The sequence below is a fragment of the Streptomyces sp. NPDC006193 genome (assembly GCF_040613915.1).
GTDB lineage: Bacteria > Actinomycetota > Actinomycetes > Streptomycetales > Streptomycetaceae > Streptomyces.
The window spans coordinates 396,668-408,924 of the sequence record NZ_JBEXTB010000002.1 but is presented as its reverse complement, the minus strand read 5'-3'; the positions used below and the strand labels follow the sequence as shown (position 1 = coordinate 408,924).

Sequence of the window (12,257 nt, the reverse complement as noted above, 5' to 3'; positions counted from 1 at the left end):
ACCGGGCGGGCCGTCCGGGCGGGCTGTGGGCCGCCGCCTTCGCCCCCGCCCTCGCGTCCTACACGGCGGTGCTGCTCTCCCAGACGCCGTGCCCCAGCCCTCGTAGTACCTGTGGTCGGGGTCGGCGATGACGACGCTCCGCCGCCGCCGGTGTCACGTTCCCGTGCCGGTCCGGCCGCCGCGGCCCGCGCGGCCGCCCAGGGCGTCCCGGACGCGGTCGTAGAGGCTCAGCGGCACGCCCAGCAGCGCGTTGCCGGGCGGGCGCCGGGGCACGACGGGATGGGGGTGCGTGGGCGCGGTGCGGCGCACCGTCTCCCATGCGGAACCGAGCCGGCGCAGCCCGGCGGCGTCCATCGCGTCCTGCAGCCGCGGCAGCAGCAGGTCCTCCTCGTCCCTGATGTCCTGCGTGATCAGTGCGAACGCCCGCTCCACCTTCTCCTCGCGCTCCGGGTCGCCGGGCGGGAGCCGTTCGATGTCGGCGACGAGGTCGTTGATCTGCTGGTGCTCCTCCTCGACGCGGGCGGTCAGCCGCTCGCCGTCGGGGACCGAGCGCCGCACGGCCGGCCACAGCACGGTCTCCTCCGCGAAGGCGTGGCTGAACACCAGCTGGACGATCTCCTTGAGCGTCCGTTCGCGGTCCTGGGCGTCACCGCTGCGGTAGCGGTCCATGAGCCGGTCGATCTCGTCGTGGTCCCGCCGCTGCCGCGCCAGCACGCTCGCCCGGCCGCCCAGCTGCTGGAGGGACTGGTCCCTGATGGTCCTCGCCATGGCGTCCTCTTCTCCCGGCTTCTCTCGGCCGCTGCGGGTCGTGCCTGCCGGGTCACCCGCCCCCAGCCCGGCAAACGCCGGCAGAGCACGGCAGACCCCGCACCCGCTTGGCGAGAGCGCACGCGGACGCCCGGGCGGCCGCCCCGGCTAGGACGCCTCCCGCAGGAGGGCGTGCGCGTCCTGCTCGGCGATCTCCGCTTCCCGCGGGCCGGTCACGCAGACGGCCGCGGGATGCCGCCCCGCCACGACGAGGTCCGCGAGCCGGAGCCGGGGGACGAGTTCCGGGCGGTCCTGCCACCGGTCGACCCGGGCGGGGGCGCCGGGCGCCGACACCTCCAGGCGGAGCGGCGGCAGCCGCAGTCCGATGCCGAGGGCCTTGAGCACCGCTTCCTTGCGGGTCCAGTACCGCAGCAGGGCGCCTGGCCGGTCGGCGGGCGCGAAGGAGCGCAGTACGGCCAGTTCCGCCGCGGACAGGATGCGCGGCGCCACCAGGTCCACGTCGGGCGCCTCCTCGATCCGCTCCACGTCGAGCCCGACGTCCGCGCCCCGGCACACGGCCAGGCCCACGAGCGGTCCGCTGTGGCTGACCGAGAAACGGAGGTCCGTCCCGGAAACCGCCGCCGGGTCCAGGGCGACCTTGCCGTGGGGGCCGCCGCAGCGCGGGCAGACCCGGCGCAGCGGCACCTCGGCGGCCGGCGTGCCGAGCAGCCGGCCGAGCACCAGCCGGGTCAGCGCGCAACCGACCAGGAACTGCTGCCGGCTGAGGGGGTCGGCGGTCGCCTCGTAACGGGCGCTCTCCACCGGGTCGAGCAGGGCGCGCAAGCCCTGGTGGGCGCCGTGCAGTTCGGCCCACCACACCTGAACGGGGCGTGGCGCGCGCCCGCTTGCGGTCACCGGAAGGGGACGGCCCGGGCGCGCGGCCCGGGCGCCTGCCGCACGCACCTGCGCGGCATCCGCGGGACCGTGCGCGCAGGGCTGCCGCCGTGACCGCGCCGACGCCGTTCCTGATTCACGGACGGGCCGGCTGCTGTGAGGAGGGGGGAACGGCCGTCCGGACGGGAGGAGACGGGGGGAGCGTCACGGAGCGTCGAGAGGGCGCTCCGCGAGGTCGGGCCCTTCCTCGTCGACGAGGACGTCCACGGGACGGCTGTCGCCGTCGGTCTTGGCGAGTTCCTGCTGGAGGGCCCTGAGATCGGTGACGGGGGGACGATACTTGAGCTCGCGAGCGATCTTCGCCTGCTTCGCACGTGCACGACCGCGTCCCATGATCCATCTCCTCACAGATCCCGGACGCAGGGGCCCGTACGTCAACCCCGCGACCGATGCTCTCCCTAGACCACACCCCATGCTAGCTCAGTCGGCCTGTTCCCAGCAGACAGGCGGGAGCTCGTCACCGGTGGTCCGGAACGGCGTGCGAGGCGGTCAGTGAACGGCCCGGAGCATCCGGGTGACGTTGATCTTCGTCGGGGAGAGGCCCAGTTCGACGCTCTGCATCATGCGCTCGCCGTTCAGCCGGCCGTAAGCGAGCAAATCGACGTTGGCAAGACTGAATTCCGGCCAGGTGTGAATGCTCAGATGTGACGCGGAAAGCAGGAGAATGGCGGTGACGGCGCCGTTGGGAAAGACGTGCGAGGCCTCGCCGAGAACCTTGGCGTTGCCCTTCTCCGCCGCATCGCGCAGCACCTTCAGAAGACGCTGTTCGTCGGTGAGGATGCTGTGATCGCTCACCCAGACGTCGACCGCGTACGAGCAGAGGTCGTCGACGTGTATACCTTCGGTGGCGAGTTCGGCGGGATTGCTCATGGCGCTCCGGGAAGCAGGAGTCATATCCGCTTCCCGCATCTCCTCTCCATTGGATTCACAACGATCACGGTGACCGGATCGGGGCCTTGACATCCCGACAGCCGACACTTAGGCACACCAGGCTAGCACCCAGGGTAACCCACGGGGGCACGCTGCGCTCACCTGGCGGTCCGTCCGCAGCGGCGCCCGCCCCGCGCCCGCCCGGCCGGCGCCGGAAGCGCGCGCATAACCGGCGGGGCCTCCGGAAGACGGACCGGATTCCACCGTTCCGGGCGGACGGGCGGCCACCCCGCCCTCGCATTCCCCACGGAAGGCGAAAAGGCGTCGCCGATGTGGCGCGGAAAACCGGTGCACCCACCGGAATTCCGTCCGGGAAAAGGCTGCGGAACGGACGCCGCACTGTATTTCCGAGTCGCCCTTAGACGCCTGGCGTGGTGGTTCTGCGGCCCCGTATACTGGCACGAACATTCTCACCCCACGTGGAGCAACATTGTGACGAACGCCCGTCGACGACGCCGCAGTCTCAGCGCCGACCGAGTGCTCGATGATGTCGCGGACGCCGTCAGGCTCCAGGAAGGGCCTCCGGGGGTGCGGTCGATCCTGCGTGCCATCCGCCGGCTGGCTCCGGCCTCGACCAAGGACATCAGCCGGGCCGTCGGCCTGCCGGTGCCGATCGTGGCCGCCGTGGGCAACGAACTGCGCACCCGCGGGCTGATCACCCGCGAGCGTCCGTCGCAGCTCACCCCGGCGGGCCGGGCCCTCGTCACCGAGCTGGGCATGGACCTCACCCTGGACGCCACCTGCCGCACCTGCGACGGGCGGGAGCTGGTGATCCCGGAGGTGCTGGACGAGGCCGTCGCCCGGCTGACCGCGATCATGGAGAGCGGCCCGGCCGCCGACATGGCGCTCGACCAGTCCAAGTGCACCCCCGAGACCAAGGTGCGGCGCGTCCTGGCGCTGCTGACGGCCGGCACGCTGCCCGGCGGCTCGCTGCTCCTGGTCGGCGACGACGACCTGATCTCCCTCGCCGTCGCCGTGGTGGGCGACGTCCTCGGCGCACCGCTCGTCGACCAGGTGACGGTGGTCGACATCTCCCCCGAGATCCTCGGCTACATCGAGCGGGTGTCGGCGGACCTCGGCACCCGTATAGAGACGGTGCAGCACGATCTGCGGAATCCGCTGCCGGAAAAGCTGCACCGGCAGTTCGACGTGGCGATGACGGATCCGCCGTACACCCCCGAAGGCGCCCGGCTGTTTCTGTCGCGTGCGGTGGAAGGACTGCGCCCGGGGCCGGCCCACAGCATTTTCCTGTCCTTCGGCGGGAAGAGCCCGGACGAAATGCTGCAGGTGCAGCGCGAGATCATGGAACTGGGTCTCGTCACCAACGGCTATATCCGCAACTTCAACGAATACGAGGGCAGCGGAATTCTCGGCGGTGTCGGATTCTTCCAGCACCTCCTCACCACCAGCGCGACCGCGCCCTCCCAGGAAGGCGACTACAAGGGCCCCCTTTACACCGGCGACAAGCGCTCGCGCCAGCGCCTGTACGAGTGCGTGGCCTGCGGCGAGCTGATCCGGGTCGGCGCGGGAGCCAAGTGGGGCTCGGTCGGCGTGCTGCGCGCGGAGGGCTGCCCGAACTGCGGCAGGGGCCCCTTCCGTCCCGGCCCGCTGGTGCCCGCCGGACCCGAGGGCCAGCCCCGGCATGCCGACGGCCGGCCGCGGCCGCAGGGCGCCCCGGAGCCCGCGGCGGAGCCCGCCGCTCCCGAGCCCACGGAGGAGGCCGCGCCCCCGGGGCCGTCGAGCCGGACCTGGCAGCCTCCGACCGCCGGCGAGCGCGGCCTGCTGGAGGAGCGGGCGGCGCCCTACGTCACGCGGCAGGCCGACGAACAGGACCTGCCCGAGATCGGCGACTTCGAGGTCGACATCGCCCGCATCTCCTTCGGCGGCGACGCCGTGGACGACCCGGTGCGCCACCGGACCCGGCTGGCCCGCGCCATGGAGAAGTCCAAGGAGGGCATGATCGTCGCCCACCGTCCGGGCGACCCGGCGATCGGCTGGCTGTGGGTCAGCATCAACCAGAACACGATGACCGGGGACCGCTACGCCAACTTCCGCTCGCTGGCCGTGGCCCCGGTGGAGCGCCGGGCGGAGGTCGCGGAGCTGCTCATCTCCTCCGGGCTGGAGTTCGCCGTGCAGCACGGGCTCACCGAGGTCGTGGGCCGGGTCCACGTCGGGAACGTTCCCATGCGCACGCTGTACCGGAAGTTCGGGTTCACCCCGACCAACCTGGTGATGAAGCTGCGCCTGCCCGCGGGCGACGAGGACCGGCCGTCCGCACGACAGGATCCCAGCCATGCTGAACGCTGACCGGGTCAAGTGCGTGGTGTGGGACCTCGACGGCACCCTGTGGGACGGTGTCGCGGTCGAGCGCGCCGACGGCGGGCTGCCCGAGGTCCGCGCGGACATGCTGGCGGCGGTCGACACGCTCGCCGGGTACGGCGTGCTGAGCAGCATCGCCAGCCGCAGCGCCCCCGAGGTGCTGGAGCGCATCACCCGCGACACGGACCTCGCCGCCCGCTTCCTGGCTCCGCAGGTGTCCTGGCAGGACAAGAGCCACGCCCTGCGCGCCATCGCCGCCGAACTGGGGGTGGCGGTCGAGTCGCTGCTGCTGGTGGACGACTCCCCGTACGAGCGGGCCGAGGTGGAGGCCCTGCTGCCGGGCGTGCGGGCGGTGGCCCCGCAGGACGTGCCCGCGCTGCTGGACGCCTTCGCCGGCCGCCCGGTCACCCCGGAGGCGCGCGCACGGGTCGGCCTGTACCGCACCGAGGAGGCCCGCCGCCGGGCCGGCGAGCGCTTCGAGGGGAGCAGGGAGGAGTTCCTCACGTGGTGCCGGATGCGTATGGAGGTCGGCGCCGCGGGCGGCGACGGCCTTCCGCGGGCGCTGGAACTCGCCGAGCGCACCCACCGGCTGAACTCGTCCGGGCTGGACCGCGAGCGGGTCCGGTCCCTGGTCGAGGAGGGCGGCCACCGGCTGTTCACGGCCCGGATGACCGACCGGTTCGGGGACTACGGCACCATCGGCATGGCGCTGGTGCGGCCCGGCGCCACGGTGTGGTCGGTGCCCCTGCTGGCGCTGTCCTGCCGGATCGCCGGCCGCGGGGTCTCCGTCGCCTTCCTGCGCTGGCTGATGGAACAGGCGAGGTCGGCCGGGGCGGACGACTTCGCGCTGGACCTCAGGCCGACCGAGGCCAACACCGAATTGCGGCTGCTGTTCCGCCAGGCCGGCCTGCGCGCCGCCGGCGACGGCGGCCCGGCGCGGTCGACGGTGACGCTGACCCGTACCCTCGACGGCGACCTGCCCCCCTGGCCCGCCTGGCTGCAGGTGCGTCCGCTGCCGATTGGACCGACCCCATGACCGAGGACCCCTTGACCGCACAACGGGCGCAGGTGGACCGGGAGATCCGCTGGATGCTGGCCGACGCCACCCGCGCGCCGCGGGCCCGCATCGAGGAACTGCCCGCGGAGACGAAGCTGTTCGGCTCCGAGATCTCCTTGTCGTCCCTCGCCGGCGTGACCCTGCTGTCCGCCATCACCGACCGCTTCGGGGTCGACGTGGCGGCGCAGGACCTCAGCCTGGACTGCCTGGAGTCCATCGCCACACTGGTCGACTTCGTGGTGTGGCACCTCGCCGCGTCCCCGGAAGGCAGCATGTGACCCCGCGGCCCCCGGCGAGGAGCGTCGTCCGCGGGGAACGGGTACCCGGGGCGGCATGGGCGGCAGCGCGGCGGCCGGCCGGGCGGCGCGGCTGCGTTTCGACGGCTGGATCGCCGGGATCGGAACGGCGTCCGGCACCCGTGCGGTGCTGGGCCACTGGACGCGGTCGCCTTTCGGTCCGTTCAGCGACGTCATGATCGAGCGGGCGGACGGGCACCGGCTGCTGCTGGCGCCCTCCCCGCGCATCGCGGACTTCGTCGCCGCGACCTACGCCTTCGACACCGTCCGGGTCGCCCCCGTCGCCGTGCGGGCCGAAGGAGCCGACTGGACGGTCGCGGCCGGCCCGCTGGACCTCCGCTTCACCACGGGCCGGCGCGGCCTCACGGGGCTGCTGCTGCGGGCCGTGCCCGCGCCGCTCGCCGCCCGGCCCGCCTGGACCGCGGTGACGTACCTACCCGCCAGGCTGCTGCTGGGCGTGCGCACCCGGGGCAGCGCGGGCGGCGGCCGGCGCGAGTGGTACGGCGCGCTCGACCTCCGCCCGGTCGTCGCGGCCACCGCGGTCCTCGGCGGCCGTGACCTCGGTCCGCTCGCGCCGGTCGACCCGCCCGTGCGGTTCGGCTTCGGCTCGACGCCCCGGCGGCCCGGCCTCGTCCGCGTGACCACGACCGTGGAGACGGGCCCGTCCCCCGCAACCGGGTGAGGTGCCCGGCGCCGTGCGCCGGGCGCCGGGCGGACGGGCCGGGGCCGGGGAGCACGCCGGCCGGTCCGGACGCGCCACGAGCACCCCGGCCGGCCCGCGTCCGGGGTGCTGCGCGGCGGCGGCCTCCGCCCGTGCCGCCTGACGGCCGCTACTCGTCGTCGGAGGTGACCACCTGGGTCGAGCGCCCCACCTCCGGCCCTGTGGCCTGCTCGGCGCGCGTCAGCAGGACGTCGCCGATGAACAGGTCGTAGAGCAGGATGCCGATCACGGCGCCGATCAGCGGTCCGACGATCGGGATCCACCAGTACGCGCTGAACGAGCCGGGCACACTGCCGGGGAACGCCAGGCTCTGCCAGCCGGCCGCCCAGGTGAACAGGCGGGGCCCGAAGTCACGGGCCGGATTGATGGCGTAGCCCGCGTTGGCGCCGTAGGACATGCCGATGGCCGCGACGGCGAAGCCCACGATCAGCGGACCGAGGTTGGCCTTCACCGCCTGGTTGCGCAGGTCGATGACGGCGGCGATCAGCATGAGCAGGAAGGCCGTGCCGACGATCTGGTCGATCAGCGGTCCCCAGACGCCGCCGTGGAAGTACGGCGCGGGGAACGTGGCGAAGATCGAGAAGGTGGCGAGGGTGTGCCCGCCGGTCTTCGGCCCCTTCGAGGCGCTGTCGAAGGCGTCGATCGCGTTGTGGTAGACGAGGAAGACCAGCGCGGCCCCGGTGAGGGCGCCGACGACCTGCGCGAACCAGTAGGCAGGCACCTTCGCCCAGGGGAACCCGCGGCGCACGGCCATGGCCAGCGTGACCGCCGGGTTCAGGTGGGCGCCGCTGACGCCGCCGGCCACGTAGACGCCGAACACGACGGCCAGCGCCCAGCCCCAGGTGATCAGCAGCCAGTCACCGGCGGCGAGAAAGATCGTGGTGGAGGTGGCGGCCCGGCCCGAGCCGGGCAGCGCGGCGACCGCCATCGCGACCACGCCGCAGCCGAAGGCGATGAGGACGAAGGTCCCGAGGAACTCCGCCAGGCACTCGCCCAGCAGCCCGCCCCTGCTTCTGAGCCGGGACGGCTTGACGAGCGGAGGGATTTCGACAGCCATGGAGGCCCCCTTGAAGAGAGCATTGCGGCCAACATCACCATATTCGCGCACAAAGTCACTCCGCGCAGGGCGACGGTTCCCCGCAGCCCCGTCACGGGCCCGGCGGGTCAGCTGTCGAGGTCGTCGGCGTAGTGCCGGAAGCCGTGCCGCTCCCGGTGCAGGGTCCACAGGGTCTGTGCGAGCACGTCCGGATCCTTGCGGGCGTGCCCCGCCGTGATCACGCCCGGGATCACCAGCTGGGCGACGTGGATGCCCTCCGGGGCGAGCCGCTCGTGCAGCAGGTGCCCGTACGCGCTCTCCGCGGCGAAGGCGACCGAGGTCCCCGCCCGGTCGACGTGCGGCACGGCGGCGGTCCCGCCGTTGACGAACAGGATCGTCCCCCGTCCGAGCCGCCGCATCCCCGGCAGCACCTGCTGCACCGCGGCCACCGGCCCGTACACGGAGAACTCGATCGGGCCCGCCAGGTCCCGGTGCCCGGTGTCCAGCACGGGCCGCATGAAGTCCCGGTGCGGCACGGGGCTGTACTGCAGCACCTCGACGGTGCCCAGCGCGTCGGCCGCCTGCGCCAGCGCCCGCGCCAGCTCCTCGGGCCGGCGCACGTCGGCGCGGAAGCCGCGCGCCGTGACACCGTGCTCCGCGAGCCCCCTCACCAGCGCGTCCAGGCGTCCGCCGTCCCGCGCGATCAGCCCGGCCCGGAACCCCTCGCGCCCGAACCGCCGGGCGACGGCGGCCCCGAGCCCCGGCCCGGCTCCCACGATGACGATGCTGCTCATGCCCGGCATCCGTACCGCGCGGGACGCCCCCTCACACCGGCTGCGCGGCCCCCGGGCGCGGGGTGCGCCCGGGCGGAGTCCTTCGGTCCGTAGTTTTTACCCGCGTGATCGAGACGAACGGGCCCGCCGTACGTACTGCTGTGCGTACGAACCGCCCGCGCCGTCTCGCGGGCAGGATCCACGACCGGGCAGGAGGCACGGTGCGCTTTTCGCGGAACGCGACGGGAACTCTCTTCGTGGGCGGTGCGATGGCCCTGACCCTCGCGGCACTCGCCTACCCGAGCATGCTCGGGCTGAGCACCGTCTCCAGCTCCCCCTCACGCGTCATCGCCAACACCCAGTGGGGCCCGCTCACCGAGGCCGACCGGGACTTCGTGGTGAAGGTGCGGGCGGCCGGACTGTGGGAGTACCCGGTGGGGCAGATCGGCGTGCAGAAGGGCAGCTCCAAGGGGGTGATCACGGCCAGCCAGCACCTGATCGACGGGCACGCGGCGCTGGACACCACCTGCCGCAAGATCGCGCCGATGCTGAACATCACGCTGCCCAACGTGGCGAGCCCCCAGCAGCAGGGCTTCGTCAACACGCTGAAGTCGGAGAGCGGCAAGCAGTTCGACACCGACTTCGCCAACATCCTGCGGATGACGCACGGCTCGATCTTCAACACGGTGGCGAAGATCCGCTCCACCACCAAGAACTCACTGGTGCGGGCCCTCGCCGACCAGGCCAACGACACCGTGCTGGACCACATCACGGTGATGGAGAAGACGGGCCTGGTCGACTTCGACCAGACCCTGTTCCAGCAGACGACGCCGCCGAAGCTGCCCGACTCCGACCTGACCCCGCCGCCCCCGGCCGCGGGCCAGCCGGAGGTCGTGCTCACCCCGCCGCCGACCGCCACGTCCACCCCGGTGGACATCGACGGCATCGCCGGCGGCGGGAACAGCGGGCCCGGTGCCGGGGCGAGCCCCGGCCCGACGGTGGGCTAGGGCGCCCCGGGCCGCCCGGCGGACGAAGCCCCTACGCCAGCCACACGGTGGTGTCCGGCGGCAGGAGGCTGCCGCCGGGCAGCGGGGCGCTGGCGAGCAGCACCTCGCCCGGCGGCAGCGGCACCGGTGCGGCGCCGAGGTTGGTGACGTTGCGCCAGGTGTCGCCGCGGGTGAAGTCCAGCACCTCGGCGGGCGCCTTCGGCGTCCAGGTCAGCGTCTCGTCCTGGAGCAGCTTGCGGCGCAGCCGCAGCGCGGTGCGGTACAGCTCCAGCGTGGAGCCCTCGACGCCGGCCTGCGCCTCGACGGCGTACCCCGCGAACGACGCCGGCTGCGGCAGCCAGGCGGCCCCCGGCCCGAAGCCGTAGGACGGTCCGGTCGTCGTCCACGGCAGCGGCACCCGGCAGCCGTCGCGGCCCTTGCGGACATGGCCGGTCTGCTCCCAGATCGGGTCCTGGAGCACCTCGGTGGGCAGGTCCGCGACCTCGGGCAGGCCCAGTTCCTCGCCCTGGTAGAGGTACGCCGAGCCGGGCAGCGCCAGCATCAGCAGGGTGGCGGCCCGGGCCCGGCGCAGACCGGCCGCCGTGTCCACCGCGGGCGCGGTGCCGCCGGACAGCAGCCAGGCGCCGGGGTCGGTGCCGGGCGGCAGCATCAGGCGGGAGGCGTGGCGGACCACGTCGTGGTTGGACAGCACCCAGGTGGCGGAGGCGCCCACGGCTCGGGCGGTGGCGAGGGACCCGGTGATGACGTCCCGCAGCTCCTCCGCGTCCCAGCGGGCTTCCAGGTACTCGAAGTTGAACGCCTGGCCGAGTTCGTCGGGGCGGGCGTACAGGGCGCGGCGCTCGCCCGGGACCCAGGCCTCCGCGACGGCGGTGCGCGGCGGGCTGTAGGCGTCGAAGAGCTTGCGCCAGTCGCGGTAGATCTCGTGGACCTCGTCGCGGTCCCAGTACGGGTGGCTGCCCGGCGGGACGCGCAGCAGGGCCTCCTCGCCGGTCGCGCCGATGCCGCCGACGTCCCGCAGCGGCTCGCCGAGGTCCTTGGCCAGGGCGTGGGCGACGTCCACGCGGAAGCCGTCGACGCCCCGGTCGCACCAGAAGCGCAGGGTGGTGCGGAAGTCCGCGCGGACCTCCTCGTTGTCCCAGTTCAGGTCGGGCTGTTCGGGGGCGAAGAGGTGCAGGTACCACTCGCCGTCGGCGACCCGCCGCCAGGCGCTGCCCCCGAACACCGACTGCCAGTCCGTGGGCGGCAGTTCGCCGTGCGCTCCGCGGCCCGGGCGGAAGACGTAGCGGTCACGGGCGGCGGAGCCGGGGGCCGCGCGCAGCGCCTCCTGGAACCAGGGGTGCAGGTGCGAGGTGTGGTTGGGGACCACGTCCACGACGACCTTCAGGCCCAGCCGGTGCGCCTCGGCGACCAGGGCGTCGAAGTCGTCCAGGGTGCCCAGGCGGGGGTCGACGTCCCGGTGGTCGGCGACGTCGTAGCCGCCGTCGGCGAGTTCGGACGGGTAGAAGGGGCTCAGCCACAGGGCGTCCACGCCGAGCGTGGCCAGATGGTTCAGCCGCTGGGTGATGCCCCTGAGGTCGCCGAGTCCGTCGCCGTCGGCGTCGGCGAAACTGCGCGGGTAGACCTGGTAGATGACGGCCTGCCGCCACCAGTCGGGGTTCCTGGGGGAGAGGTCCGGCGCGAGGTCAGCCATGGGGGCTCCGTTCGGGCGGTACGACGGTGTCTGTGCCGTTCGGACGACAGTACAGAATCTGTCCGCATTGCCCGGGGATCACCCGCGAGCGATCTCGGCGGGGCGGTCAGGCCGAGCAGTGCTCCAGCAGCCCCCGCACCTGCGCGTCCACCACCCGGTACCGGACCACCCGGCCCTCCTTCTCCCCCGCCACGACCCCGGCCGCCCGCAGCAGCCGCAGGGCCTGGGAGACGGCGGGGTCGTTCATGCCGGTGGCGATCGCGAGGTCGGACACGGCCAGCGGGCCGGTGCGGTGCAGGGCGAGCAGCAGCGCCAGCCGGTTGGCGTCGGCCAGCAGGGAGAAGCGGTCGGCCCAGGTGCGCAGACGGCCCGCGTCGCCGATGGCGGCGATGGCCTCGCACACCCGGTGGCCGTCGATGGTGCGACGGTCGGCTCGGTCGGCAGGCACGAGATGCATGCCGACCATCCTCGCAGGCCGTCGTGTGATCTTGAATACCTGCGCAGGTACGCAGCTATGCAGGAGACCGGACGGCCCTCTACGGTGGGCGGGCCGTGGTGCTCGGGAAGTCGATGCAAGGTCGACGCGGCCCTCGCCACTGTGATCGGGGAGTTCCCGTCCCGTCCGGCGCCGCCGGGCCACTGGTCGCACGACCGGGAAGGCAGGGACGGCGGACGCACGACCCGTAAGCCAGGAGACCGGCCACGGCAGCTCACGAAGTGATCCACG

At 73.4% G+C, this 12,257-nt stretch carries 13 protein-coding genes and 1 riboswitch; of the genes, 5 read left to right on the top strand and 8 right to left on the bottom strand.

The window, feature by feature from the left end; all coding sequences use genetic code 11:
* Positions 1-153: 153 nt before the first annotated feature.
* The 4 genes from ABZ261_RS03780 to ABZ261_RS03765 all read right to left on the bottom strand — a co-directional run bounded on the left by ABZ261_RS03780 (position 154) and on the right by ABZ261_RS03765 (position 2,571).
* Positions 154-768 carry a hemerythrin domain-containing protein gene (locus ABZ261_RS03780; protein ID WP_356854937.1) on the bottom strand — a complete coding sequence of 205 codons (615 nt, stop codon included), beginning with the start codon at positions 766-768 and terminating at the stop codon, positions 154-156.
* 147 nt (positions 769-915) lie between these two features.
* Complete coding sequence (locus tag ABZ261_RS03775) at positions 916-1,662, bottom strand: 4'-phosphopantetheinyl transferase superfamily protein (protein ID WP_356854936.1); 747 nt, start codon at positions 1,660-1,662, stop codon at positions 916-918.
* Between the two features lie 183 nt (positions 1,663-1,845).
* The gene (locus ABZ261_RS03770; protein ID WP_356854935.1) at positions 1,846-2,034 is read right to left on the bottom strand and encodes a DUF3073 family protein; all 189 of its coding nucleotides are present in this window, start codon (positions 2,032-2,034) and stop codon (positions 1,846-1,848) included.
* A gap of 156 nt (positions 2,035-2,190) precedes the next feature.
* Positions 2,191-2,571 carry an S-adenosylmethionine decarboxylase gene (locus ABZ261_RS03765; protein ID WP_356854934.1) on the bottom strand — a complete coding sequence of 127 codons (381 nt, stop codon included), beginning with the start codon at positions 2,569-2,571 and terminating at the stop codon, positions 2,191-2,193.
* Between the two features lie 588 nt (positions 2,572-3,159).
* Here ABZ261_RS03765 and ABZ261_RS03760 point away from each other — a divergent pair.
* Genes ABZ261_RS03760 through ABZ261_RS03745 form a run of 4 tightly spaced genes read left to right on the top strand, consistent with a single transcriptional unit; the run spans position 3,160 to position 6,985 of the window.
* Positions 3,160-4,938, top strand: coding sequence for a GNAT family N-acetyltransferase (locus ABZ261_RS03760; protein ID WP_356854933.1), 1,779 nt, complete (start codon positions 3,160-3,162; stop codon positions 4,936-4,938).
* A complete protein-coding gene (locus tag ABZ261_RS03755) occupies positions 4,925-5,986 on the top strand; it encodes an HAD-IIIC family phosphatase (RefSeq protein ID WP_356854932.1) in 1,062 nt (353 codons plus the stop codon). Before ABZ261_RS03760 ends, ABZ261_RS03755 begins: the two co-directional genes overlap by 14 nt.
* Positions 5,983-6,285, top strand: a complete 303-nt coding sequence (locus tag ABZ261_RS03750) for a phosphopantetheine-binding protein (protein ID WP_356854931.1) — start codon at positions 5,983-5,985, stop codon at positions 6,283-6,285. The genes ABZ261_RS03755 and ABZ261_RS03750 overlap by 4 nt, the downstream gene beginning before the upstream one ends.
* A 55-nt stretch (positions 6,286-6,340) precedes the next feature.
* A complete protein-coding gene (locus ABZ261_RS03745) occupies positions 6,341-6,985 on the top strand; it encodes a hypothetical protein (RefSeq protein WP_356854930.1) in 645 nt (214 codons plus the stop codon).
* 148 nt (positions 6,986-7,133) lie between these two features.
* Here ABZ261_RS03745 and ABZ261_RS03740 read toward each other — a convergent pair whose 3' ends face one another.
* Entirely contained in the window at positions 7,134-8,081 is a 948-nt protein-coding gene (locus ABZ261_RS03740; protein WP_356854929.1) for an MIP/aquaporin family protein, read from the bottom strand.
* Between the two features lie 107 nt (positions 8,082-8,188).
* Positions 8,189-8,854 carry an SDR family NAD(P)-dependent oxidoreductase gene (locus ABZ261_RS03735; protein ID WP_356854928.1) on the bottom strand — a complete coding sequence of 222 codons (666 nt, stop codon included), beginning with the start codon at positions 8,852-8,854 and terminating at the stop codon, positions 8,189-8,191.
* A 236-nt stretch (positions 8,855-9,090) separates the two neighbouring features.
* Here ABZ261_RS03735 and ABZ261_RS03730 point away from each other — a divergent pair, with 236 nt between their 5' ends.
* Positions 9,091-9,840, top strand: a complete 750-nt coding sequence (locus tag ABZ261_RS03730) for a DUF4142 domain-containing protein (RefSeq protein WP_356854961.1) — start codon at positions 9,091-9,093, stop codon at positions 9,838-9,840.
* 31 nt (positions 9,841-9,871) lie between these two features.
* Here ABZ261_RS03730 and ABZ261_RS03725 read toward each other — a convergent pair whose 3' ends face one another.
* A complete protein-coding gene (locus tag ABZ261_RS03725) occupies positions 9,872-11,530 on the bottom strand; it encodes a glycoside hydrolase family 13 protein (protein ID WP_356854927.1) in 1,659 nt (552 codons plus the stop codon).
* Positions 11,531-11,636: 106 nt separating this feature from the next.
* Positions 11,637-11,987, bottom strand: coding sequence for a metalloregulator ArsR/SmtB family transcription factor (locus ABZ261_RS03720; protein WP_356854926.1), 351 nt, complete (start codon positions 11,985-11,987; stop codon positions 11,637-11,639).
* 79 nt (positions 11,988-12,066) lie between these two features.
* A riboswitch (cobalamin riboswitch) is annotated at positions 12,067-12,250 on the top strand.
* Positions 12,251-12,257 lie beyond the last annotated feature (7 nt).